Source organism: Scopulibacillus cellulosilyticus (genome assembly GCF_042665295.1).
In the GTDB taxonomy this organism is placed as follows: Bacteria; Bacillota; Bacilli; order Bacillales; family Sporolactobacillaceae; genus Scopulibacillus_A; species Scopulibacillus_A cellulosilyticus.
In genome coordinates this window covers 302,203-326,021 of record NZ_JBHTCO010000005.1, presented here as the reverse complement: position 1 = coordinate 326,021, position 23,819 = coordinate 302,203, and the positions used below count along the sequence as shown (strand labels likewise).

24 protein-coding genes and 2 pseudogenes are annotated in these 23,819 nt (G+C 37.9%); 20 read left to right on the top strand and 6 right to left on the bottom strand.

Annotated elements, in window-relative coordinates:
• Positions 1–241: 241 nt before the first annotated feature.
• Complete coding sequence (locus ACFQRG_RS08110; protein ID WP_380965358.1) at positions 242–667, top strand: VOC family protein; 426 nt, start codon at positions 242–244, stop codon at positions 665–667.
• Positions 668–733: 66 nt separating this feature from the next.
• Here the strand turns inward: ACFQRG_RS08110 and ACFQRG_RS08105 are convergent, their stop codons facing one another.
• Both ACFQRG_RS08105 and ACFQRG_RS08100 read right to left on the bottom strand, forming a co-directional pair.
• Positions 734–1,057 (bottom strand): hypothetical protein, encoded by a 324-nt coding sequence (locus tag ACFQRG_RS08105; protein ID WP_380965357.1) that lies wholly within the window; start codon positions 1,055–1,057, stop codon positions 734–736.
• Between the two features lie 139 nt (positions 1,058–1,196).
• A complete protein-coding gene (locus ACFQRG_RS08100; protein ID WP_380965393.1) occupies positions 1,197–1,745 on the bottom strand; it encodes a flavodoxin family protein in 549 nt (182 codons plus the stop codon).
• A 142-nt stretch (positions 1,746–1,887) separates the two neighbouring features.
• On the opposite strand from ACFQRG_RS08100, the gene ACFQRG_RS08095 reads away from it, so the two are divergent.
• From ACFQRG_RS08095 to ACFQRG_RS08070, 6 genes and pseudogenes are all read left to right on the top strand, one after another.
• Complete coding sequence (locus ACFQRG_RS08095; RefSeq protein WP_380965356.1) at positions 1,888–2,781, top strand: LysR family transcriptional regulator; 894 nt, start codon at positions 1,888–1,890, stop codon at positions 2,779–2,781.
• A gap of 73 nt (positions 2,782–2,854) precedes the next feature.
• Positions 2,855–3,070: a DinB family protein gene (locus ACFQRG_RS08090; protein WP_380965355.1), complete on the top strand. Its 216-nt coding sequence runs from the start codon at positions 2,855–2,857 to the stop codon at positions 3,068–3,070.
• A 114-nt stretch (positions 3,071–3,184) separates the two neighbouring features.
• Positions 3,185–4,855 carry an IS200/IS605 family accessory protein TnpB-related protein gene (locus ACFQRG_RS08085; protein WP_380965354.1) on the top strand — a complete coding sequence of 557 codons (1,671 nt, stop codon included), beginning with the start codon at positions 3,185–3,187 and terminating at the stop codon, positions 4,853–4,855.
• Between the two features lie 281 nt (positions 4,856–5,136).
• Positions 5,137–5,463 (top strand): annotated as a pseudogene (locus ACFQRG_RS08080) (DinB family protein); the annotation flags it as partial.
• A gap of 169 nt (positions 5,464–5,632) precedes the next feature.
• On the top strand, positions 5,633–5,719 hold the full coding sequence (locus ACFQRG_RS08075) for a putative holin-like toxin (protein WP_380965392.1): 87 nt from the start codon (positions 5,633–5,635) through the stop codon (positions 5,717–5,719).
• Positions 5,720–5,932: 213 nt separating this feature from the next.
• Positions 5,933–6,331 (top strand): annotated as a pseudogene (locus tag ACFQRG_RS08070) (DUF2332 family protein).
• 33 nt (positions 6,332–6,364) lie between these two features.
• Here ACFQRG_RS08070 and ACFQRG_RS08065 read toward each other — a convergent pair.
• Together ACFQRG_RS08065 and ACFQRG_RS08060 are read right to left on the bottom strand one after the other, a co-directional pair.
• Positions 6,365–6,577, bottom strand: coding sequence for a methionine aminopeptidase (locus ACFQRG_RS08065; protein ID WP_380965353.1), 213 nt, complete (start codon positions 6,575–6,577; stop codon positions 6,365–6,367).
• Positions 6,578–6,661: 84 nt separating this feature from the next.
• Positions 6,662–7,087, bottom strand: coding sequence for a hypothetical protein (locus ACFQRG_RS08060; RefSeq protein ID WP_380965352.1), 426 nt, complete (start codon positions 7,085–7,087; stop codon positions 6,662–6,664).
• A 98-nt stretch (positions 7,088–7,185) separates the two neighbouring features.
• On the opposite strand from ACFQRG_RS08060, the gene ACFQRG_RS08055 reads away from it, so the two are divergent.
• From ACFQRG_RS08055 to ACFQRG_RS08045, 3 genes are all read left to right on the top strand, one after another.
• Positions 7,186–7,899, top strand: a complete 714-nt coding sequence (locus tag ACFQRG_RS08055) for an alpha/beta hydrolase (protein WP_380965351.1) — start codon at positions 7,186–7,188, stop codon at positions 7,897–7,899.
• Between the two features lie 542 nt (positions 7,900–8,441).
• Positions 8,442–8,954: a GNAT family N-acetyltransferase gene (locus tag ACFQRG_RS08050; RefSeq protein WP_380965350.1), complete on the top strand. Its 513-nt coding sequence runs from the start codon at positions 8,442–8,444 to the stop codon at positions 8,952–8,954.
• A gap of 66 nt (positions 8,955–9,020) precedes the next feature.
• Positions 9,021–9,581, top strand: a complete 561-nt coding sequence (locus ACFQRG_RS08045; protein WP_380965349.1) for a histidine phosphatase family protein — start codon at positions 9,021–9,023, stop codon at positions 9,579–9,581.
• A gap of 14 nt (positions 9,582–9,595) precedes the next feature.
• Here the strand turns inward: ACFQRG_RS08045 and ACFQRG_RS08040 are convergent, their stop codons facing one another.
• Entirely contained in the window at positions 9,596–9,988 is a 393-nt protein-coding gene (locus ACFQRG_RS08040) for a hypothetical protein (RefSeq protein WP_380965348.1), read from the bottom strand.
• A 245-nt stretch (positions 9,989–10,233) separates the two neighbouring features.
• Between ACFQRG_RS08040 and ACFQRG_RS08035 the strand changes: the two genes are divergently transcribed.
• The 10 genes from ACFQRG_RS08035 to pabB all read left to right on the top strand — a co-directional run bounded on the left by ACFQRG_RS08035 (position 10,234) and on the right by pabB (position 23,001).
• Positions 10,234–10,803, top strand: coding sequence for a cysteine hydrolase family protein (locus ACFQRG_RS08035; protein WP_380965346.1), 570 nt, complete (start codon positions 10,234–10,236; stop codon positions 10,801–10,803).
• A 385-nt stretch (positions 10,804–11,188) separates the two neighbouring features.
• A complete protein-coding gene (locus tag ACFQRG_RS08030) occupies positions 11,189–11,797 on the top strand; it encodes a chromate transporter (RefSeq protein WP_380965345.1) in 609 nt (202 codons plus the stop codon).
• Positions 11,798–11,809: 12 nt separating this feature from the next.
• Positions 11,810–12,358 (top strand): chromate transporter, encoded by a 549-nt coding sequence (locus ACFQRG_RS08025; protein ID WP_380965343.1) that lies wholly within the window; start codon positions 11,810–11,812, stop codon positions 12,356–12,358.
• 184 nt (positions 12,359–12,542) lie between these two features.
• Entirely contained in the window at positions 12,543–13,721 is a 1,179-nt protein-coding gene (locus ACFQRG_RS08020; protein WP_380965342.1) for a dihydrolipoamide acetyltransferase family protein, read from the top strand.
• Positions 13,722–13,743: 22 nt separating this feature from the next.
• Positions 13,744–14,814 carry a pyruvate dehydrogenase (acetyl-transferring) E1 component subunit alpha gene (gene pdhA / locus ACFQRG_RS08015; RefSeq protein ID WP_380965341.1) on the top strand — a complete coding sequence of 357 codons (1,071 nt, stop codon included), beginning with the start codon at positions 13,744–13,746 and terminating at the stop codon, positions 14,812–14,814.
• On the top strand, positions 14,815–15,792 hold the full coding sequence (locus ACFQRG_RS08010) for an alpha-ketoacid dehydrogenase subunit beta (RefSeq protein ID WP_380965339.1): 978 nt from the start codon (positions 14,815–14,817) through the stop codon (positions 15,790–15,792). It abuts the gene before it with no gap.
• Between the two features lie 48 nt (positions 15,793–15,840).
• Positions 15,841–17,094 carry a M20 family metallo-hydrolase gene (locus tag ACFQRG_RS08005; RefSeq protein ID WP_380965338.1) on the top strand — a complete coding sequence of 418 codons (1,254 nt, stop codon included), beginning with the start codon at positions 15,841–15,843 and terminating at the stop codon, positions 17,092–17,094.
• Between the two features lie 5 nt (positions 17,095–17,099).
• The gene (locus ACFQRG_RS08000) at positions 17,100–18,719 is read left to right on the top strand and encodes an amidohydrolase (protein ID WP_380965337.1); all 1,620 of its coding nucleotides are present in this window, start codon (positions 17,100–17,102) and stop codon (positions 18,717–18,719) included.
• Positions 18,720–19,004: 285 nt separating this feature from the next.
• Positions 19,005–20,789 (top strand): serine hydrolase, encoded by a 1,785-nt coding sequence (locus ACFQRG_RS07995; RefSeq protein WP_380965336.1) that lies wholly within the window; start codon positions 19,005–19,007, stop codon positions 20,787–20,789.
• Positions 20,790–21,258: 469 nt separating this feature from the next.
• Complete coding sequence (pabB, locus tag ACFQRG_RS07990) at positions 21,259–23,001, top strand: aminodeoxychorismate synthase component I (protein ID WP_380965335.1); 1,743 nt, start codon at positions 21,259–21,261, stop codon at positions 22,999–23,001.
• A gap of 214 nt (positions 23,002–23,215) precedes the next feature.
• On the opposite strand, the gene ACFQRG_RS07985 is transcribed toward pabB, so the two are convergent.
• Positions 23,216–23,668, bottom strand: a complete 453-nt coding sequence (locus ACFQRG_RS07985; RefSeq protein ID WP_380965334.1) for a hypothetical protein — start codon at positions 23,666–23,668, stop codon at positions 23,216–23,218.
• Positions 23,669–23,819: the final 151 nt, after the last annotated feature.

The following is a 23,819-nucleotide window of genomic DNA, read 5'->3' as shown; positions in this document are numbered from 1 at the left end:
AGGGAAATATTACCAGTACTTCATAATGAACCCGATTCGCCTTTTTAGGTAAATCGGGTGTTTATGTTCTTATTAAAATCTTATGTCAACTTAATTTGAAATCGTTATCAGGTTCCATTAACTTTATAATAGAAAGTTATGTTACAGAAGGATTTTCTAATTTAGTGAAGAATAAATAAAAAATGGTTTTATAGCCATATTATGATTATTATTAAAAACTTTAAAAAAAGAGGTGTGTTTTATGATTTTAGGAATTTATCCATACTTAATTATGAATGGTAACGGCCAGGAAGCTGTTAAATTTTATGAAAATGCATTGGATGCAAAAGTTCTTGGCGTTCAGACCTTCGGAGACATGCCTGAAAACCCTGAAATTCCTAATGAGGCCAAAGATCGTGTTTTAAACGCACATTTAAAAGTTGGCGATACCGATCTCATGCTCTCTGATACATTTCCGGGTAAACCATACCAAATTGGATCGCAAGTAACAGTAGCTATTACCATAAACGATGTTGAAAAATCAAAAGAAGTATTTGAAAAGCTGCAAGAAGGCGGTCAAGTATTAATGCCGCTTCAAGAAACTTTCTGGAGCCCATCATATGGTCAAGTAACAGACAAATTTGGTGTCACTTGGCAGATTTCAACTCAAACTTCTGATAATATCTAATTTTTTAGCCGCCGAAATAAAGAATCAACATTGTTGATTCTTTATTTCGATATTGCACTTACCTTTTTAGAGATGCCTAAAGGATTTTGGGACAGGCGACAAGCCGGCCTTTTCTTTGTAAAAGATCGACCATTGATCGGATATATCTACATAATTCATTACTTGATCGTATTGTTCTTTGTTGTAATTAATAACTTTAGCACCGCATCTATTTTCAAATATATGATAATAATTATTTTCTGCCTCTTCGCTAATTGTTCTATAGGAACGAACTAAATGTACGCTTGGATACCCATCCCAGCCTTTTATTTGAACAAAAGTTTCACCTAAAAACATATCGTTATCCGGATCAACTCTGTTTGGAAAAAGAGGTTTTTGCAGATAAGACATGAACTAAGCACCCCATTTTTATTGGTTTGTAAAAAGTATGATTGAAAATAAGTTTTATGTTTGGGGTGATTGTACTTTTTAAAAATTAAGCGATGCGGAATAAAGGGCCTATTGTTTCCAACAAGAGCATAATGTACTTTTAGTCGCTGATTATAAACTTTTCTCTCAATTGGCTAGCAGCGAATAATGCATCTTTGTCTTGAAGGATATCATCGGGTCTATTCCCATTTCCAAGGATATATCCGTCAAAAGATATACCAATAAAATTAAAAATATGTTGAAATTGCTGGATCAAAGGTAATCCCTTCAAAGATGGTTCGTCTCCACCAACCGCAATCACATATGCCTTTTTTTCAGACATTTTATTTTTAAAATCGGGATATTTCGAATCTCTCAATGTTTGTGACCAACGATCAATAAAGTTCTTCATTATTCCCGACATACTGTACCAATAAATAGGAGTAGAGAATATCAGAATATCATGTTCGAGTATACGATCAATAATTGAGTTATAATCATCATTTACATTCTTGAATCCTTCCGGTGAATGGCGCAGATCTTCAATAGGCTGAATGCTATAATCTTTAAGATATATTTTTTCAAGTTCTAACCCTTGAACCGCTTTCTCTGTTAAAGTCTCAGTATTGCCTTTTTCACGCGTCCCTCCATAAATAACTGCAATCGTCATCATTAACCGCTCCTTTACATTTTACTTAAACTGTCGATTGATTACCCATATCTTATTATGAAATAATTAATTAATAAAGATGATTATTTCGATTACGTTAATCGTAAATTTCGATTTAGAAAATTAACGGAGGTATGGGAATTTGGAGATAAAACAACTAATTACCTTTAAAACAGCGGCAGAGAATTTAAATTTTACTCAAACAGCTAAGCTATTAAATTTTGCTCAATCAAGTGTAACCGCCCAAATAAAAGCTCTTGAATCTGAACTTGGAAACCCATTATTTGAACGGCTGGGGAAACGTTTAGTATTAACAGAAGCCGGAAGAAAGTTTAAAATTTATGCGGATAAAATGATTATGTTAAATAATGAAGCAAAATCGGCTGTAAGCGGGAAAGAAACAACTGGCACTCTTATTATTGGGGCACAGGAAAGTCAATGCACTTACCGTCTTCCCCCTATACTAAAAGAATTCAAGAATCAGCACCCTAACGTTAAGCTCATATTTAAGCCGGCTCATTCAGATGAAAAGGCAAGAGAGCAGCTGCTTGAAGGATTGCTCGATTTAGCTTTCATTATGGATATATCAAAGCCGGCAAATGCTTTAAAAATAGAGCCGCTAATACAAGAAGAGATATTGATGGTTGCTTCTCCAGATCATCCTTTACTGGCTAAGACGGAAATTTCCCTAAAGGATCTTGAACATGAAACCCTGTTACTTACTGAAACCGGTTGCTCTTACCGCACAGTTTTTGAAGAATCTTTCCAATCTGCCGGGGTATATCCATTAAATAAATTCGAATTCGTTAGTATAGAAGCAATCAAACAATGTGTCATTGCCGGGCTTGGTATAGCGATATTACCCAAGATGGTTGTTGAGGATGATATTAAAAAGGGCAGTATCCAAGAGCTAGCATGGAAAAACTTTAAATCTCCTATTTTTACCCAAATTGCCTGGCACAAGGATAAATGGATGACACCTCCTTTTCAGGCTTTTATTGAGTTAACTCGTAAAATATTTAAAGGGATCAATTAAACTGTTTAATTGTTGAAAAATTATTATTTCAAATACTTGGTCCATAAAATTACTCTTTAATGAGGTGTCTATTATGAATCAAAATGATTACAAATGGGTCAGACAGACTCGGGGTGTACTTCTTGATTTTTGCATTGAACTAGAGCCAAAAGACTTTACCCGCCAAATGGGGTTTGGTTGGCAAAGCGTACGGGACACTCTGGTTCACGTAGCAGACTGTTATAACGCTTGGCTTGGTTCATTTGTTTTATCATTTATCCGAGAAGACCCCATCCTCAAGCTTTGCTAGGTGGGGGATGAATCGGATGCTTTTGGGCTTTTGCCATTTTGTACTTGCCTTTGTTTTTTGTATAATCTATAATAGTGTTAAGGTTCAGAACACACGTTCCCTTTGGAGGTAAAAATGAAAAAGGCTTATTTTTCTAGAAGAATCTATAAAAACGAGCTACCTTGCTATCTCATTCATGAATTAAATGGTGTGCTACAAACGTTCAACCATGCCAAGCGTTTTGCGTTCCATACTTTGGTCCGGGAAAAACGTTGGGGCCGTCAATTAAATAAAGAAAGTCTACATAAAGTGTTAAAGAAAAAATTTGGTCTGAACGATTACTATGCCAACAGTGCCCGTCAAGAGACTCTAGCCCTATCCTCTTCTTTAACAGAGTTACAAAAATTATATATCAAACAAACGGACGAAAAGATAAAAGGTCTAAAGAAAAAATTAAAAAAGGAACGAATAAAACTAACAAAGCTTCTTAAAGTCAAAGACAGTTTAATCAAAGGAAAACTTCATCTGCCTAAAAACAGCCCTTTTTTGAAGATAAACAACATGATTGCCCTTCATTTAAAAAATGAAACCCGGATTTGGTTAAATGATTATTTGTTTGAACACCAGTATCTTGATGTTCAAATTAAACATACAAAGTCGCAGATCGGACGTTTAGTCTTTCGTCTCTACCGTCTGGAAGAAAGGAAACAAAAATATAAAACTCATATACCCAGTTGCGTATTTGGCGGTAAAAAGTTGTTTAAGTCACAATTTACTATAGAAGAATATCAACGAAACCATGAAAAATGGCAAGAAATCTTTCATCAAGCACGGACGAAACAAATGATGATTTCTGGCCGGAAGGATGCCAAGTCTGGAAATTTTGTTTTCCAGTACAATATAGAGAATCAGGAATTGCGCTTCACCTCCATGAGAGGTAAAGCTTTTACTATCCCGTTCGTTTTGTTCCCGTACGGACAAGAGATTGTCAACAACGTGATTTTAACCCAACAAGCCTGTAAAAACAAAAAAGCCGATGGCCAACCGATCTCGTGGTCAATTGAGGATCACAGAGACTACTATATTATCAAATGTTTGGCAGAGGTTACACCTAACCCATATGTTAATTTTAGTACTTCTGATGGCGTTATCGGCGTGGATTGTAATGTTGACCACTTTGCTTGGGCTGACCTCACAAATGACGGCAACTACCTTGAAAGTGGAAAATTAAAATTTTCTATCGAAGGTAAAACAAGCGGTCAAATAACAAAAGTCATAGAAGCCCAAGCCATCGGTTTAGTCGATATAGCGGTTCAAAAAAACAAGCCCATTGTTCTCGAAAATCTGGATACAACGCTATCTAAAACGGGTAATAGATATGCCGATAAGAAAGCGAACCGTTTAAAGAGTCTATTTGCCTATAAAAAGATGATCATTGCGGTCACGAGCCGTGCAGAAAAAATGGGCATCGATGTGATTCAAGTTAATCCGAAATATACATCTGTCGCCGGAAAACTGAAATATATGCGCAAATTTGGTATATCTATTCATCAAGCCGCCGCATTCACTATAGGAAGGCGCGGTCTCGGATACAAAGATAAACCGCCAAAGATCCTTCATCAATATATCGTTCGTCATAACGTTCATCATTGGCGTCATTGGTACACGTTAAACAAAAAGCTAAACATTAGAACTCATCTTTTTTACACACTTTTCAATGTCAATACCCCTTATCAAAGTATTAACCTACATGATCACAATCTCATAGAAAATGAACGAAAAAAGTTATTTAAGGCATTAGCTTGATATTAACTTATGATTAAATAAAATCAAAGCACCATTGTACCAGTCTTTTACTCTAGTCACCGGAGCAGATGGCTATTCTAGGAGCTGGGCGCATTATAATGAGTGCTGTATGAAACCTCTATGCTTATTTGAAGATGGTGAACCTTCTTGTGCTTGCTTAAAAAGAAGACACAAACTGGTCATTCGAAGGAATACGTCGGATAATAGGTATGGTTGTACCCTCTTGTTGAACGGAGGGGATTCTAGGTTTTTTTAACTAGAATCTCCCATCTCAAGCTCCGCTAGGTGGGAGTTGTTCAATAAAAACGAAAAAACCGCTTACTCCAAAAGAAAATCTGAAGCAATTTGATTTGGATAAAATAAAGATACGCTTTGAACATATAGATTCTTTTGTTAATGAGGTATTTGAAGTGCTGGGACATCGCATGGATGAGCCAATTCATAGGGAGATTCCTTGGAGAGAAGGAGAAAAGTTATTAATTACACCAGGTAAATTACTGACACATACGATCACTCACGAATTCCATCACAAGGGACAAATTGCAGCTATGGCACGCCAATTGGGTTATGAGCCTCCAAATACAGATGTGTTAGGAACTGATGATTAGACCCTTTATTTATTGAAAAATGGGAATTTAGTTATTTTAAGTCTATTTACATGTAATAGTTTGGATGACATAATACAATAGATTGATTTCACATGAGGGGTAAGGCGCACTTTTGACCTTTCTGAAGTGTCTCTTTTTGGGAGACTTCCCAGGAAGGGAGGTGTTGCCTATGGATATATATCAGGCTTTGTCTCTGATGATGTCTTTCGGAGCACTTATTGCTCTGATAATGTCCAACAAAAACCAAAAGAAATAATCCCCTCATGTGCTTTGGCAGGTACTCAGGGGATTATTTTCCTTAGTGCAGCCTAACCCTCTTGATGGGGTTCGGTCTATTGTTTTGTCGGCAGTGTCTTAAAACACTGTCGACTTTATTAACTTATTCAATATATTCCTTTTCTATGTGTATTATAGCACAAAAACAAATTATACACATATAAAAAATAATCGTTTATTCCTAGGAGAACAAATGATGAATAAGGAAGCTATCTCTAATTTGTTCAAAAATTTCGCAATAAAAGAATGCAGCGGTTCAAGTAATTTATACTATCACCTGTCGTTAAACATTGCTAAAGATGAAGAACTGCTTGAAATGGCATCAAATGCTAACCCTGGACAGCCGATTCCCAATCTTTTCTTTGGCGCTGTTCAGAATCTGTTATTAAAAAGGGGCAGATCATGGGTTAAGAGAATACTATAGCAGTGTTGTTGATAATCCTATAGAACCTGAACAATCACTTTTTCATTTTAAAGACTTTTGACAAAAAATAGAAATGAAATCGTTTCAGTTCTTCAAACTAAACGGGTGCAAACAAACGAAGTGAGGCGCTGTACCTATTTATATCCAACCTGGATCCGAACTTTTTAAGGAAATGCAAAATTTTTTTAAGAAATAGAACGGCTAATCATCAATTTCGTTATTTTTAGCCCAATCCGAATATAAACCGCTGCCGTTACAGCCTTGGCAGTCTAATGGTGCTGAGAATTCATAATTGAATAAAGTTGTGAATCCTTTTCCGTTACAATCTGGGCACCTGCCTAAAGCTCGCATTTGTGAAACATGTTTTCCGTGCCTTTCGGATTTCCAATTTGAAATAGCATTAAAAAGACCCATTATTTTTTCACCTCATATTAGATAAGCTGCCTCTAGTGTTTGTTAGTTTTTAACTTATTATACTTTTAAAGGGTCATTCGCTATTTAAGGTTTTTTATTCTTTTCCCGCCTTTGTTTTAATTTATGATCAATAATATCTATATGTATGGCCGCCCATGCTTTTTCTCTATAATGGACAATGATGCTGGCGATGGTGATAACAGTATATAAAACTAAAAATATGAAGATATAGAGGTAGCTTTTCATTAGGAAAGTTTGCAGTTGTTTAGAAAGAAGAAATCCAAGCCAAGGCAAAGCGGAAATTAAAATCGGAATGATACCGTTGCCATCTTTTTCTTTAAGCATTCGATAGCGAATCATTGTTAAGTCAGTATCACCTAATTGATCATAAAAATGATCAATAGAACGAATTTCCTTAATTTCAGGAAGATTGGATATTTCTTTATCATTACTAACCGTTTTTTTCAATTTAAGATAAAATTTATGAGCATCACCGCGAAAAGTCATCATGCCGAATCAACTACTTTCTTTAAAACATTTCTATAATTAAGGGTTTCCCAACAAAAAGTTTTTAACATACATATTCATTTTATAGAGGAGATTAAGTTATGGAACGTGTGGCCTTTAAAAATTCCAGAAATAAGACTTTGATAGGGCACTTATTTTCATCGGAGTCTAAAGCAATCATTATTATGGTACATGGGTTTACATCAGATAAATTTTCAAAGGGCAGGTTTGACATATTAGCTAAAGCCTTTAATGAATCAGGCTTTGATGCTTTAACATTTGATTTTAGCGGCTGCGGTGAAAGTGACAACGATAGCTTAACCGCAGATAAAGGAATTGATGACTTAAATTCAGCAATCAGCTTTGTCATGTCAAGAGGTTATCAAAAGATAGCACTCTATGGTCATAGCCTTGGCAGCTTGATTTGTTTAAAGTGCTATACATCTAAAATCATTACAATGGTTCTATCAGGTGCTTTAACGGATGCTATGAAATATAATTGGCATGAATATTTTTCAAGGGAACAGATGAGAGAATTGAAAGAAAAAGGCTGTATAACGATACGCAGGGATGATAAATTAAGAAGAAACATCTTAGTGGATAAACAAATGCTAAAAGCCTTTGAAGAGATTAATCAAAAAGAGTTATTAGAACAAGTAGCTTGTCCGGTGTTAATGATTCATGGAAATGACAAAAACGATGAAGAGGAATGCCTTCTTTTACAAAGATCAATAAAAGGCATGCAATATCTCCCAGAAGAATCAAAATTGGAGATTATTGATGGCGCCAATCACAGCTTTTTAGGACATTTGTAAACTCTCAAACAACTAGCGGGAAATTGGTATGAAAAACATATTGTAAATAGGAGGGCAGTTGAAGAGTTCTAAAATTAAATCCACCTCAAAAAGGAATGTTTGTTCCCTATATCTGAAAATTATGATACAATAATAATACAGTTGCATAAGTAGGGTGGGCGGCGGCACCGTTAACCGATTCTCGTTTTTGTGATATGTCACAACGGGAAAGGGGGTGTTGCCGGATGACAACTTATGAGGCACTTACCTTAATGATCAGTTTGCCGCATTGGTTGTTTTGATCCAAAACAGAAAAAAGTAACCCACCCTGCCGGCCAGTAGGGAAAATAGGTTATTTTTTTCTCTCAAAGCCACCGCAAACCTTGCGGCGTATCTGTATCGAACGTCGGGCCCCACCGGCGTTCATTTTTATATTATTCATAATTGTTTATTATAATACACTTTTTTCTAAATTCCAAGGCAGATAGTGATGTTTGACCTAGAGCTATGCAGTAAAAATGTCATTTATCTATCAAGCAATTGCTATCCAAGGAGATGATACGATGTTAACAAATAATTTTGAGGAGATTATAATGACCGACCTATGTTTCTATCAACCTGAGCATGGTAAAGAGCTTCGAGGCTTTTCTCTTCCGGATGAACAAATGCAATTTACCCGGTTGCCAAATAAAGCGATAGATCAAGCCATCCAAGATGAAAAGATGCATCCAGTAGTCGTTTTATCAGGAAATACAGCTGTAGGTTTTTTCATCCTGCATTACGGTGAGGGTATTAGGTCTTTTACTGATAATCCTAACGCAATATTGCTTCGCTCTTTTTCAATTAACCATATCCATCAGGGAAAAGGTTATGGTAAGAAGGCAATGCACTTGGTACCCGAATTTGTTATAGAACATTTTCCGGATATAGATGAGATCGTCTTAGCAGTTAATGAAAAAAATCTTGCAGCCAAACAGTTATACGAAAAATCAGGCTTTCAAGATAAAGGAAATAAAAGAATGGGTCCAAAGGGCATGCAATATATTTTGCATTATCATTTGGATGCTAAAAAATAGTATTTGGTGTCTAATTTTAAGACTATTAATTACTGGAAAGAAAAAATTGTAGAAGAGGTAATAAATATGTCGAAAAAAATCTATCTTGTAAGACATTGTAAAGCTGAAGGTCAGTCACCCGAAGCGCCATTAACTAAAGAGGGGCATCTGGATGCTAAGCGTCTTGCTCAATATTTATCTAATAAAGATATTGATGAGATATATTGCAGTCCATTTTTAAGAGCACAGCAAACAATTTTACCATTGTCCCATGAGACAGGCATACCCATTCATGCGGACCGTCGTTTATCGGAGAAAGTGTTAAGCACGTGTGATCTGCCAGATTGGATAGAAAAATTAAGAAGGTCTTTTGATGACATGACTCTTAAATTTGAAGGCGGAGAATCTTCATTAGAGGCAACAAAGAGAGCTGTAAGTTGCATGGATAATATTTTAAAATCGAATCGGGAAACTTATGTCGTTGTCACGCATGGTTGTCTGATGGCGTTGATACTAAAACATTATGATTCAAGCTTTGGATCTAAAGAGTGGGAAAAACTCACAAATCCGGATATTTATCAATTGAGTTTTGATGAACATATGCAATCTAAAATAACACAAGTATGGCATGAAAAGAGTCTGCTATAAAAATCTCAATCAAATCAGGATGGGACTTCTAAGATTTTAAGTTGGCGGAAATCAATGACCATGCCAATTTTCATCATGATGTCGTTGCCTATAATACCGTCAAACCCATGTGTGTTATTTATTGAGCCTAATTGCAGTTTTAAACCTTTAAATTCATGCATATTAATAAAGATGGAGGGTATCGCCTGCTCATAACACCACTCGCTCATACCGCCAATGCCGTACATTCTGACAGCCTTTCCTTCTGTATAATTAATAAATAAGTCAATTTCTTTTAACTTGTCTGTATCAAATACAGATACCGCACATCCTGTATCAAGAAGGACGTTACTTAAAATAGTTGACTTATTTCCAATTTGCAGTTTTAAAGATACGATTGGCAGGCCATTTTTTATTAAAATATTCATAAGTGACGCCCCTAAATTATTTTCTAACTTTATTGTGGCAGTTATTTTCTGAAAATAAACGCTGATTTATAAAAAATGTATGAAGTATAAAAGTTAACTAGAACAAGATTTGAACTTGCCAAAATTGTTTTCAAAAACTAAATCAAGTGTGAAAAATGGAGGATTTAGTAAACAAGAAAGAGAAAAGAATAAAGATAGAGAGAGAGGTTTACTGAAGTAACAGGCAACTACGAAGGGGGAGACTAATGATAAAAAATTCCGCGCTATTAATAATTGATGTTCAAGAAGCCATGTTTTCAAAAGACACCCCTGCACATAACGGCGATGAATGCCTGGAAAAAATTAAAAGGCTTGCTGAAAAGGCCCGCCGTAAAGGGATTCCGATTATATATGTTCAGCATCAAAGCAGCGAAGAAAACGACCCTCTTGAAGAAGGCTCACCGGGTTGGGAGATTCATTCTTCCATCAAACCTGAGAAAGAAGATTGGATTATAGCAAAGGAAACGCCAAACGCTTTTTACAAAACTAAATTACATTCAGAATTGAAAAAAATGGGGATTGTTCATTTAGTGATATGCGGTGTTTCAACAGAAATGTGCGTTGATACGACTTGCAGAAGCGCTTATAGTTTGGGATATGATGTGATATTAGTCAAAGATGCACATACAACATGGGACTCCCCGCACCTTAACGCACAGCAAATTATTGAGCATCATAACAAGGTTCTCTCAAGCTGGTTTGTGGAACTGCAAGCTGCAGAAGATATTAATTTTGATTTTTCTGAATCACAGATAAATAGCGAGGTTACCGAGTAACATTCAGTATATGAATCGAGGAGAGTATAACAATGAAATTGTAACAATTCAATACTGCCCATCAATGTCTTTCCAAAGTTGAATCTTTTTAATGAAAAATGAAGCTTGGTTATGAATCGAGAGAGGATTCGATTGTATACCGTTTTATTGAAAGGTAATATGATAATTTAATTAAGATGAACTAAGCCCCATAATTATAATGGGGCTTAACATTTTGACAAAATTCAATTAACCTAGATTTATAGGAATGTCATGACATTATTATATAAAGTCAATTAAGATTAACATTATAATAAGCAAAAAATAAAAAGAACCTTTATCAAACAACTTTTAGAAATTGAATTAATTTTAAATGGGCGGAAATTAGTTGAAAAGGGGGGCAAACATGCAGCAAAGACTATCTCTAAAAACACTTTGGCAATTATTTATTGCTTTTTGTAAAATCAGTCCAGTTACCTTTGGCGGCGGTTATGCGATTATACCTGCTTTGGAAGAAGCCATGGTTAATCGTTACCATTGGTGTAAGAGAGATGAAATTCTAGATGTATTGTCAATTGCTCAAACCATTCCGGGTTCAGTAGCGTTGAATTCCGCTGCATTTATCGGTTACCGGATCGCAGGTATTCCCGGCGTGTTTGTTGCAAGCCTTGGCATGCTCCTGCCAACATTTTTAATCGTTTTGGGTTTGGCTGTATTTTTTTTAATTATTAAAGATGTAGCGCAGGTTCGTTGGGCTTTATTTGGCATTGCCCCTGCTGTCGTGGGCCTTATTCTATTTGCTGGGCTAAGAACAATAAAATCTTCCGTTGAAGACATTGTATGTCTTTTTCTTATGATTGGAACATTTCTATTACTTTTTCTTACAAAAATGAATCCTATTATTATATTGGTGATGGGCGGTGCTTTTGGCGGTACGATCGGCTGGATAAAACATAAGAAGAGCGTCAATAAAGAACAGGATAATGAAATCAGCCGCCATTCAGTGAATCAGTAGGGGGTGAAATATATGATGTTGCTCGATTTATTTTTAACGTTTTTTAAAATAGGCGTCTTCTCTTTTGGAGGCGGTTACGCGATGATTCCTGTTATTGAGCATGAATCTGTCAGTCACGGATGGATTTCATCATCTGCCTTTACTGATAGTGTATCTGTTGCAGGCATGTCCCCAGGCCCTGTTGCAACCAATACAGCAATTTTTGTCGGATATAAAGCAGCCGGAGTTGCCGGAGCTATAGCTGCTACTCTTGGCATTTCATTACCCTCGTTATTAATTATTGTCATCTTGGGTATGGTATTTTATAAAATTAAAGATCATCCCGTTACGAAATCTATTTTCTATGGTTTGCGGCCGGTGATAACAGCTTTTATTTTATTTGCAGCTTGCCGGTTCGCGATACAAAATCATCTGGTCAGTTCGGATTTGTGGAAAAGCTTATTCGGTATCATCATGCTGATAATCGCACTCTTTTTATTATTTTATAAAAAAGTCCATCCCCTTGTTTTAATACTTAGTTTCGGCGTTATCGGTGTACTTGGCGGCTGGTTTATGGCTTAATGAACAAAAATGTCCTTATGTATTAACAAATTAAAAATAATATACAAGATAAATAAGGCGTTAGATTAAGTCTAACGTCAATTTTTTTGTGATTTTTTTCAAAATATTGATTATAAATTCAGAAGATTATATCATTGATTTGTAAGAGTTTTTAAGTCATAGACAAAAAAGAGAGGGGAATTATATGCCGTATGAATTTAAATTGCCCGATATTGGTGAAGGACTTCGTGAGGCTGAAATCGTTAAATGGTTAGTTAAGAAAGGTGAACGGATTGAAGAGGATCAGCCTGTTGCCGAGGTGCAAACAGACAAGGCAACTGTTGAAATATCTTCTCCGGTTAAAGGAACTGTTCTGTCTATGGCGGGGGAAGAAGGAAATAGCGTTGTTGTTGGGGAGACTCTTGTCACCTTAGAACAGCATGATTCCCATCTCTCACTTAATGAAGATTTGCAGAAAAAATCAAGAAAAAGAGTGATTGCTGCGCCTACAGTAAGGAAAAAAGCACGTGAACTGGGTATTGATATTACTAAAGTAACCGGATCGGAAAAAGACGGACGAATTGTGCTGCAAGATCTTTATCAATACTTAAACGAAAAGAAAAATAAATCATCTTCTTCGACATTGGATAACACGCAAACAGCTCACCAAATCTCTAAAATAGAGGAGCGCATTCCGGTCAGAGGCATAAGAAAAAAAATCGCCGAAAAAATGGTGCAATCCTACTATACTGCTCCGCATGTCACAGGCATGTCCGAAGTTGACGTGACAAAGCTAGTTGAGGCGAAAAAAGCTATTCAAGCAAACCTTGGACCAGATGATCCTAAAGTGACATACCTTCCCTTTATTATCAAAGCTGTAATCAAAGCGTTAAAAGAAATCCCAATATTCAATTCATCATTAGATAATGAAACAAATGAAATTGTTCTCAAAAAAAGATATAACATCGGTATTGCCGTTGCGACAAAAGAAGGTCTGGTTGTTCCGGTCATTAAAAATGCCGATCACAAAACCATTTTTGAACTCGCCAAAGACATATCACAATTAACGGAAAAAGCCAGAACGCAAAAATTATCACTTGATGATGTACGCGATGGTACATTTACGATTTCAAGCACCGGATCAAATGGCGGCTGGTTCGCGACACCGATTATCAATTACCCGGAAGTTGCTATTTTGGGGGTTCATGCCATTCAGAAAAGACCGGTTGTGACCGATAATGATCAAATTGTCGCCCGGCAAATGATGGGGATGTCTTTGACGTTTGATCATCGGGTGATTGACGGGGAGCCATCGGGACGGTTTATGAATTTCGTCAAGAACGTCTTAGAAAAACCAGAAATGTTATTGCTTGATGTCAGATAAAAAAATCATGAGGTGGGATTTAATGATTGATGAACAACAATTACAAATAGAGATGGTTCAGCTTTTAGATGAAACAGGAGATTATAATCCTATTAAAATCAAATCCTTCGATAACCAATTGCTGCTATCAATGTATAAGTGGATGCTAAAAGCTAGGCAATTTGATATTCGTATGGTCAAGCTGCAGCGGCAAGGACGTATCGGTACATATGCGCCTTTTCAGGGACAGGAGGCCGCCCAAATTGGCAGTGCGCTAGCCTTAGAAAAAGATGATTGGATGTTTCCAAGCTATAGAGAGGTTGCAGCAACACTCGTACACGGAGCCACATTCAAACAAAACATCCTCCGCTCAAAAGGAAACTTCGGTGTTGGCGGGTCAACTGATGAAAACATATTCCCAATCCAAATTATTATCGGTGCGCAAACGCTTCACGCGGCAGGTTGTGCGTGGGCCTCAAAGCTGAAAGGGGAAAAGGTTGTTTCAGCTTGTTATTTTGGTGACGGCGCTACCTCGCAAGGCGATTTTCACGAAGCATTAAATTTCGCATCCGTTAACCAAGTGCCTGCGGTATTTTTCTGTCAAAATAACCAATGGGCGATCAGCGTTCCCCGTAATAAACAAACCGCCAGTAGGTCTATCGCCCAAAAAGCTTTGGCCTATGGCATGAAAGGTGTTCAAGTTGATGGCAACGATTGCTTAGCCGTCTATCAAGTGATGAAGGCGGCTGCAGACAGTGCGCGGAACGGCGACGGGCCGACACTGATCGAAGCTATTACCTATCGGCAAGGACCGCATACAACTGCAGATGATCCGACCAAATACAGATCAGAACGGGATGCTGAAGCTTGGCAGAACAAAGATCCGCTCGTTCGCTTTAAGCGTTTTTTAACAGATAACAAGTTATGGTCAGAAGAAAAAGAACGTGATGAACTGCAAACTATCAAAAATGACATTGACCAGGCTGTTAAAGCAGCTGAAGAAACCCCGCCTCCAACTCTTGATGAGATATTCGACCATGTTTATGATAAACCTCACGAATTGCTGCTAATGCAAAAAGAAGAAGCAAAAGCGTTTATAAAGGAGAGGGTTTAAATGGCGGAATTGACAATGGTTCAGGCGATTAACCAGGCGTTGGAACAAGAAATGGAAAATAATGAACGCGTGATCCTTTTAGGGGAGGATATAGGCAAAAACGGAGGCGTTTTTAGAGCGACAGACGGCCTTCAAGAAAAGTTTGGAGAAAATAGAGTATTTGATACACCGCTTGCGGAATCAGGCATTGTCGGTACGACGATCGGATTATCCATTAATGGGTTTAGACCGGTGGCGGAAATACAATTTTTAGGATTTATATACGAAACAATGGATCAGCTTGCGGCACAGGCTGCTCGAATTCGATTTCGTTCCGGCGGACGTTTTTCTGTACCGATTGTAGTTCGCAGCCCGTATGGCGGAGGGGTAAGAACACCTGAACTTCATTCTGATAGTCTTGAAGCATTGTTTTTGCATTCACCAGGATTAAAGGTTGTCACACCATCAAATCCATATGATGCCAAAGGCTTGCTGATATCTGCAATACGTGACGATAATCCGGTGTTATTTTTGGAGCCTTTAAAGCTGTACCGTGCTTTTAAAATGGAAGTACCGGAAGAAAGCTATCAAGTGCCGCTTGGGAAAGCCAAGGTTGTCAAAGAAGGAGAGGACGTCACGATTGTCGCTTGGGGCGCTATGGTTTCTCTCGCTTTAAAAACAGCTGAAGAAGCTGCCGAAAAAGGTATCAGCACAGAGGTTATAGATCTCAGGACGATTCAGCCACTAGATTTAGAGGCGATCTTGGCATCAGTTAAAAAAACAAGCAGACTCATTATTGTCCATGAAGCTGTAAAAAGCGGCGGTGTTGCCGGTGAAATTGCTGCTTTAGTCAGTGAACACGCTTTATTTTATCTTGCATCTCCAATCATTCGAGTCACGGGTTATGATACACCCTACCCTGTCCCAACGGTTGAAGATGATTGGCTGCCAAATAAGGAACGGATTTTTAAAGGGATTGAGGAAGTTTTACAGTATTAATTATAGTGAAAGAAAATTTAAAATTTTCCACGAGGGGAAGGGATAGGTTTGATCGTCCAAACGATTAATGCAACCAGATTGCGAAAAAGAATTGAAGCGTTGTCCCAAATCGGAAAAATTGGCGAAACGGGTGTATGCCGTTTGGCTCTGTCAAAAGAAGATCGTCAAGCGGTTGAATTGGTCAAAGGATGGATGAATGAAGCGGGTATGGAAACAAGAATTGATCATTTTGGAAATTTAATTGGCAGATTGGAGGGAAAAAATCCTCATTTACCGGTACTTATGTTGGGTTCACATATTGATTCCCAGCCTTATGGGGGAAGATTCGATGGGACGATTGGTGTCCTTGGCGCCATAGAAGTGGTTCAATCATTGCATGAACAGCATATCGTCCCGGATGTTCCCATTGAAGTCGTCTCGTTTTGTGATGAGGAGGGCTGCCGATTTAATAAAGGGATTTTTGGCGTTCGCGGTATGACAGGAAAATTGGAGGATGGTGAATTAGAGAGAACGGATAAAGACGGCGTGACGCGAAGGCAAGCGTTGCTAGATTTTGGGTGTGACCCGGCAAAATTTAAGGAATCTGAATATCCAGAGGGAAGCATCGGCGCCTTTTTAGAGATGCACATTGAGCAAGGACCGATTCTTGATCATTCAAATGAACCGATCGGCATCGTTTCAGGAATATCCGGACCGCTTTGGCTGACTGTGGAAATGACAGGCTTTGCCGGACATGCCGGCAGCGTTCCGATGTCTATGCGTCAAGATGCTTTAGTTGGAGCCGCTAAAGTCATTACAGCTTTAAATGAGATTGCCAAGCAGGATTCCGAGACGCCTACAGTAGGGACAGTCGGAAATTTAGAGGTTTTCCCTAATTCACGCAACATCATTCCAGAAAAAGTGACGTTTACTATCGATTTAAGAGATATAGATCTTGAAAGAAGAAACCGCTATGAAACTGAACTGCGAACAATAATAGGTCACATTGCCAGGGAAAATAGTTTGAGTTGCAGTATTAAAGAGGATACCAACTCTGAACCTAGGTATTGCGCAGATTGGATCAAAGATATTATTAGAAATGAGAGTAAAAAGCAAGGTTTAAATCCGCCTGAACTGATGAGCGGTCCTTTCCATGATTCTTTGGTCATGTCTTATGCCTGTGATTACGGAATGATTTTTGTCCGCTGCAAAGACGGAATTAGCCATAATCCGAAAGAATATGCAACTTATGAGGATATCACCATTGGTACAGAAGTTTTATATCAAACAACTGTTCAAATGATTAATAAAATGAAAGGGTGATATGGATGAATGCTGATGTTGTATTTATAAATGGTGAAGTGATTACGATAGACAATAATAATCGGATCGTTGAGGGTGTTGCCGTTAAAGATAACCGGATTATAGCGGTTGGTTCTATAAAAGAAGTTCAGGAGTATATTGGTGAAGAAACTGAAGTGTTTGATCTGGAAGGGAAGACGCTTCTTCCAGGTTTCATAGACTCGCATTTGCATTTAACTATGTATGGTGTTAATCAGCTTGGGGTCAATTGTAAAGCTGAACATATCGATTCTATAGAAGATATTTTTACTGAATTGCGAAGTAAAGCGGATGAAACAGCTCAAGGTGAATGGATACGGGCTTCTGGTTTTAATGAAACGGCTGTTAAGGAGAAACGTTACCCAACCATTGATGAACTGGATGCCATTTCAACTGATCATCCAATCATCGTTACCCGAACATGCGGCCATATTTGCATTGTAAACAATAAAGCGCTGGAGTTAGCAGAAATTGATGAACGAACGCCTAATCCTGAGGGAGGTATTATTGAGCGCGATCAAAACGGACAACTCACTGGCCGTTTAATAGAGGCCGCCAATATGTATATGAATGATGTCGCAACCTATTCGGAAGACGAATTAAGACAAGGGATGAAGATAGCTTCCGACGATTTTATTGCCTCGGGCATTACGAGTATTCATGAAGCTGGGGCCTATGGACCGGATAGTTATCGAATATTGCAGCAGGCGATTAATGACAATGATGTTCGTGTCAGAGTATATGCCTTCATTTGTTCGTTAAATCATTCACATGAATTTGTTGATAAAATGGTGAATGCCGGTGTGTTAACGGGAACAGGCGATGAGCGGTTCAGAATCGGTCCGGCGAAATTATTTACGGATGGAAGCAGTACGGGTCCAACTATTGCAACAAGGGAGCCATATACGAGTGATCCAAATGATTCAGGGATCTTATATTATACGGAGGAAGAAATCTATCGCATCTTAGGTGATGCACATAAAAAAGGTTATCAAATTACCGTTCACGCCCAAGGCGACCTGGCCATTGAAATGTATTTAAACTGCGTTGAAAAAGCGTTAGAAGAGTCACCGCGCAAGAATCATCGTCACCGTATTGAGCATGCGGGGATTTCTTCACCTGACTTACAAGAGAGAATCAAGAAGCTTGAGGTTATACCAATTCCAAATCCGCCTTTTCCATACGAATTTGGCGACATTTATGTTCATAACTATGGTGAACGGGTTAATGATATGTATCCGGCCCGTGATTTTATTGATAAAAATATTATCGCAGCCGGCGGTTCAGATGCGCCAGTCACTCACTTTGATCCATTATTAGGCATTCATACGGCTGTGAACCGAAAGAGTCAGACGGGTGCTGACATTGGCGCAAATCAATGTATAAGCGTACTCGAGGCTATAAAACTTTACACTTGGAACGGGGCATATGCCAGCTTTGAGGAAAATATAAAAGGCAGCATTGAAGTCGGAAAACTGGCTGATCTCGTTGTTCTAAACGACAATATTCTTAATGTTGAACAAGAAAAGATTAAGGATCTAAAGGTTGAACTGACCATGATTGATGGTGAAATTTTATATCAAAGGGAAAAGATAGGACAGAAGTAAATGAACTGGAATTGAATAGAATTAAGAGTAAAACCCTCAAGCCGATTATTCCTTTAAGTAGGAATCGGCTTTTTTTATTTAACTTTGACAGGATGGGGGACATCACTTTTATACCACGTGAATTGAAACAATAAATAAAGGAAATTTGGTTATTAGTAAAGAAATTTTATTAAGGATAATTTTTCAAATATATCAGCTAAAATCTTTACACGACACACTTTAAACAGGCAGGAAGTCAATTCCTTATAAGTAGTGATAGTGTAGGATAAATTAAAGAATATAGAGGTGTCATTGATATGTGTGAGACAAATAACTTGTCCCAGTGTGACAATACATAAGCAAGAGTTAGAAACGATTCGAGAGTATATAAAACGCAGTTTGGAAGAGTTCCACATTGCGGGTACGGCTTTGGCTGTGATCAAAGATGACGACGTGATTTTTCAGGATGGTTTCGGCGTACGGGACATTGAGCAAGGCTTACCTGTCACACAGGACACACTGTTTGCTATCGGATCGAGTACGAAAGCATTCACAACCATGGCTATCGGGATGTTGGTTGACGATGGCAAACTTAATTGGGACGAACCTGTAGTATCTTATCTCCCAGAGTTTAAGCTCCATGACAAATATGCGAGTGAAAACGCCACTTTGCGGGATCTCGCTACACACCGCGTTGGCCTTCCGCGGCATGACTTGGTCTGGTACAAGGCGCGGCTCTCCGGCGAAGAAATCATAAATCGTTTATCGCATCTTGCCTTCTCGAAACCGTTCCGGACAACTTTTCAATATCAAAACATGATGTATCTGACGCTTGGATACATTGTAGAAAAAATAACGGGGCAAAGTTGGGAGACCTTCGTTAAGGAACGGATTCTTGAACCGCTCGGTATGAAGAGGACCAATTTCTCCGTAGACGAATCTCAACGTGATCATGATTTTTCCAAGCCATACAAGGTTGTCAATCAAGAGATTGAAGAGACGGCATTCGCCAATATCGATACGATAGGGCCGGCGGGATCCATGAATTCGTCTGTTACGGAGATGGCACAGTGGGTCAGGCTGCATCTCGGTAAAGGAACTTTTCGGTCGTCTTCTTTGATCAGTGAAAATAACATTACACAAATGCACAACCCGCAAATCTCAATCGGACCTTCTCAAGACGAGCGGATTCTCTTCCCGAGTTACGCATTGGGCTGGTTTACTGAAGTATATCGAGGTCATCATATCGTGCATCACGGTGGAAATATCGATGGATTTACTTCGATTGTTGCAATGGTTCCAAAAGAAAACATTGGGATCGTAGTGCTGACCAATCAGGAAAACAGTGTGCTCCCGAAGGCCGCGGCATACACAATATTTGATAAGCTGTTGGGACTTCCAACCGTTAATTGGAACACATTAATGAAGGGGGAGTTGGATAAGCTTATTGCTTCAATGCGCGAGGGAGCAGGACAAAGTAAAATGGATCGGGCTCTAAATGCAAAGCCATCCCATGATCAATCGGCCTATGCAGGTGAATTTAAGCATCCGGCCTATGGGACCATCACGATTGCGGAAGAAGACAACCAACTGTATGTACATTATCATGCATTCGCAGAACCATTGCAACTTGAGCACTTTCATTACGATGTGTTTTCGTTCACATTCGGAGAGAGTATCCTTACCCAAGAATTCAAGGTCCAGTTTTATAGTGACCTGCGCGGGAAGATCAATCGCTTAGCCATTCAATTTGAAAAGATGCTTGAACCGATTGAATTTGTAAGAAAAGCTGCGTCAAATCCCCCAAATCTTGACATATGGAAGAAATACATTGGTGAATACGATCTTGCCGGTCAGTCGGCTTTAGTTGAACTTCGTGGAGGAAAAGCATTAACCGTTACAGTGCCGGGTCAACCTATGTTTGAATTGGTTCCAATAAGCCATGATGAGTTTGAAATAAAAGGGCTGTCCGGCTACGGGATTCAGTTTGTGTTAGACGGGAACAGTGTTTGTTCCGAGGCCAGGTTCAAGCAACCGAATGGGACGTTTGTGTTAAAACGAAGTGAGCGCAGTGGTGATGAAAATAACTAATTGGTGAAAATCCTTCTATTTTGAAAAAGTTAGTTTTTTTAATTTTTAAGAAGAAGTGATGTGATCTTTTTACTTTAGCAAAAGTAGCTTGTCATTAAGATCCCTAAGAACATATTCATAAAGAATTATCTTATTCTATTTTTTGGAATCCGATGGTATCTTAAGAATAACCCAACTTTTTATTATTTATTTTGGGCATAGCTGTAAGCCGCATTTTTAATAGAAAATGTGGCTTTACGATTTTAAAGGTTGGAAAGGATGATAAATATCGGATATTAATATGAAATTTCGATTAATTACCTCTACAATTTTTTCTGTTATAAAGTATTTAATAGTTTTTTAAACGAACAATGGTTTACATAATATATTTATAGTTATTTAACTTAAGTGTAAAAATAGAATTTTAAAATGCTTTTCAGATTGATTTAGTATAGAATCAAATCGTGACTCATTTTAACTAGTGGAGGAGATGAATGTGGCAAGTCCATTTTTATTTTTTGAATTTACCGGCCAGGACGGGAAGAAAAACCCGATGTGCTTTCAAAATCCTAAAGAAATCATTGTTGTTGATTCTATAGATGAAATTGTTCCAGCGCTTATAAAAGTACAGAATGCTGTTAATTCCGGATATTACGCGGCAGGCTATCTATCGTATGAAGCGGCACCAGCCTTTGATCAAGCTTATTCAGTAAAAAGCGGAAACAAAATGCCGTTACTGTGGTTTGGCGTCTTTCAAGAGCCGGAAATGATAGATAATATACCAAGTGATGGTGGATATTCTGTTTCTAACTGGGAATCCGCAACAACATTCGATCATTACCAAAGTGAAATTTCCAAAATAAAAGAAAAGATAGGTGAAGGTGCTACATATCAAGTCAATTATACGATGCGCTTACATTCACAATTTGAAGGTGATGATTTAAGTTTTTACAAACAACTTTCAAGAGCTCAGTCTTCTAACTATAGTGCTTATTTAAATATTGGTACATACCGGATTTTATCAGCATCACCGGAGCTGTTTTTTTGTTGGGACGGCAAGGAAATTGTTACCCGTCCAATGAAGGGAACGACAAAGCGCGGGCTTTTATGGGAAGAAGACGAACAAAATGCGAAATGGCTGTTTGAGTCGGAAAAGAATCGTGCTGAAAACGTCATGATCGTTGATTTACTCAGGAATGATTTAGGGAATATCGCTGAAACCGGTTCGGTAGAAGTTAGTCAACTCTTTGAAATTGAAAAATATCCTACAGTTCTACAAATGACATCAACGATAAAAGCTTTGACAAGGCCGGAAATTCAACTGAAGGATATATTTTCCGCTCTTTTTCCATGCGGATCAATTACCGGCGCGCCAAAGGTCAGTACTATGCAGATTATTTCTGATATTGAAGATTCACCGCGGGAAGTATATTGCGGCGCTATTGGATTTATGTCTCCTAAAGGTGAAGCTGTTTTTAATGTACCGATTCGTACAGTAGTAATTAATATGAATACAAATGAAGCGGAATATGGTGTTGGCGGCGGCATAACATGGGACTCAACGACAAAAAGCGAATATAACGAGATGGTGACAAAGGCTGAATTATTAACAAACCAACTTCCTGAATTTGACTTAATAGAAAGCTTAAAGTTAGAAAACGGACATTATTATTTATTTGACCGGCATATTAACCGGCTGCAGAAATCAGCGGTATATTTTTGTTTTCCTTTATCAGTAGAGGATATTAATAATGCTTTAAATGAATTCGCTGAATCTCACAATAAGGGAATTTATAAAGTTCGCTTATTAGTTTCACAAAATGGGAAAGTAAGTGTTGAAGGACAAATGATAACCTCATTAACAGAGCCTAAGCATGTCGCTCTAGCGGATGCGCCGATTTCAAAAGATAACCCTTTTCTGTACCATAAAACAACACATCGCAGAGTATATGATCAATGCCGGCTAAATTATTCTAATGTCTTTGATGTCCTTTTATGGAATAAAGAAGGGGAACTAACAGAATTTACGATTGGGAATGTTGTCTTAGAATTAGATGGCGAACTTTGGACACCCCCTTGTAAAAGCGGATTGCTGGCAGGAACTTTTCGTGATGAACTGCTTTCATCAGGGAAAATAAGAGAACGTGTACTTAAAATTGATGATTTAAAAGCTTGTTCATCTATATGGCTTATTAACAGTGTCAGAGGTTGGGTTCAAGTAAAATTGATTTAAGGACTCCTTAACAATATCAAGATCTCCAATGATTTAGTTCAAACGGATATTGCTATAAAAAGGACCCTAAGATTTGCTTTGGCTTTGTATAAACAAAACGACTCCCACCTGCAAATCTTAATGTGGGAGTTACATTATATTTCTAAGCTGAAAGGAAAGCATACATTTATTATTTAAATAGATTTATCGATCTCATTTTATTCCGGTTTTAAATTCAGCTCTTGTTAAATAATCGTTTGAAAAAACCGGGCTTTTCTTCAATATGTTTTTTCCGTCTCAGAACCGTGGTTAGTTTCTCATCGCGTTTTTTTAGTTTTTCATCTACTGCCTGCTTTTGCCTTTGGTTTAACAGATTTTGTTCATATACCTGTTCAATAACAGCTTCGTTCAAATCCTGTAAGGTATTACCATTTTCATCGGTTACAGCTGCGGTCTTAGGGACGATAATCTCTTCAAGGCATTTTTCTACTTGTTCAGTATTCATCCCATTCGTATAAAGGAGGTATATGCTTTCTACAACATTAACCGAATCACTCGCAATAAGAAAATCTTTATGCTTCTTTTTTAATATTAAATGGCGGCCATGATTTCGTATGTAGCCTCTTACAAGGGCATTAGGAATACCTGTTACTTTTTCAATCTCCATAACAGAAAACCATTTAGTCATGTAAACACCTCCAGTCATGCACTAAAGTGTTAGAAAGGCATGATTTTAAATACAATTATTCTACATGCATCAGCGATTTCCTTCGGCAATATTCATGGACTTTACTAGATTAAAATATAATTTTATGCTTGACAATATCGTTTCGCACTAA

Excerpts from the sequence above, each read along its gene's own strand:
- ACFQRG_RS08075 (WP_380965392.1), top strand. The coding sequence starts at position 5,633 with ATGGATATATATCAGGCTTTGTCTCTGATGATGTCTTTCGGAGCACTT.
- ACFQRG_RS08105 (WP_380965357.1), bottom strand. The coding sequence starts at position 1,057 with ATGTCTTATCTGCAAAAACCTCTTTTTCCAAACAGAGTTGATCCGGAT.
- ACFQRG_RS08010 (WP_380965339.1), top strand. The coding sequence starts at position 14,815 with ATGGCGGAATTGACAATGGTTCAGGCGATTAACCAGGCGTTGGAACAA.
- ACFQRG_RS08085 (WP_380965354.1), top strand. The coding sequence starts at position 3,185 with ATGAAAAAGGCTTATTTTTCTAGAAGAATCTATAAAAACGAGCTACCT.
- ACFQRG_RS08040 (WP_380965348.1), bottom strand. The coding sequence starts at position 9,988 with ATGAATATTTTAATAAAAAATGGCCTGCCAATCGTATCTTTAAAACTG.
- ACFQRG_RS08060 (WP_380965352.1), bottom strand. The coding sequence starts at position 7,087 with ATGATGACTTTTCGCGGTGATGCTCATAAATTTTATCTTAAATTGAAA.
- ACFQRG_RS08030 (WP_380965345.1), top strand. The coding sequence starts at position 11,189 with ATGCAGCAAAGACTATCTCTAAAAACACTTTGGCAATTATTTATTGCT.
- ACFQRG_RS08050 (WP_380965350.1), top strand. The coding sequence starts at position 8,442 with ATGTTAACAAATAATTTTGAGGAGATTATAATGACCGACCTATGTTTC.
- ACFQRG_RS08055 (WP_380965351.1), top strand. The coding sequence starts at position 7,186 with ATGGAACGTGTGGCCTTTAAAAATTCCAGAAATAAGACTTTGATAGGG.
- ACFQRG_RS07985 (WP_380965334.1), bottom strand. The coding sequence starts at position 23,668 with ATGACTAAATGGTTTTCTGTTATGGAGATTGAAAAAGTAACAGGTATT.
- ACFQRG_RS08045 (WP_380965349.1), top strand. The coding sequence starts at position 9,021 with ATGTCGAAAAAAATCTATCTTGTAAGACATTGTAAAGCTGAAGGTCAG.
- pabB (WP_380965335.1), top strand. The coding sequence starts at position 21,259 with ATGAATGTGGCAAGTCCATTTTTATTTTTTGAATTTACCGGCCAGGAC.
- ACFQRG_RS08110 (WP_380965358.1), top strand. The coding sequence starts at position 242 with ATGATTTTAGGAATTTATCCATACTTAATTATGAATGGTAACGGCCAG.
- ACFQRG_RS08025 (WP_380965343.1), top strand. The coding sequence starts at position 11,810 with ATGATGTTGCTCGATTTATTTTTAACGTTTTTTAAAATAGGCGTCTTC.
- ACFQRG_RS08035 (WP_380965346.1), top strand. The coding sequence starts at position 10,234 with ATGATAAAAAATTCCGCGCTATTAATAATTGATGTTCAAGAAGCCATG.
- ACFQRG_RS08000 (WP_380965337.1), top strand. The coding sequence starts at position 17,100 with ATGAATGCTGATGTTGTATTTATAAATGGTGAAGTGATTACGATAGAC.
- pdhA (WP_380965341.1), top strand. The coding sequence starts at position 13,744 with ATGATTGATGAACAACAATTACAAATAGAGATGGTTCAGCTTTTAGAT.
- ACFQRG_RS08020 (WP_380965342.1), top strand. The coding sequence starts at position 12,543 with ATGCCGTATGAATTTAAATTGCCCGATATTGGTGAAGGACTTCGTGAG.
- ACFQRG_RS08100 (WP_380965393.1), bottom strand. The coding sequence starts at position 1,745 with ATGACGATTGCAGTTATTTATGGAGGGACGCGTGAAAAAGGCAATACT.
- ACFQRG_RS08090 (WP_380965355.1), top strand. The coding sequence starts at position 2,855 with ATGAATCAAAATGATTACAAATGGGTCAGACAGACTCGGGGTGTACTT.
- ACFQRG_RS08065 (WP_380965353.1), bottom strand. The coding sequence starts at position 6,577 with ATGGGTCTTTTTAATGCTATTTCAAATTGGAAATCCGAAAGGCACGGA.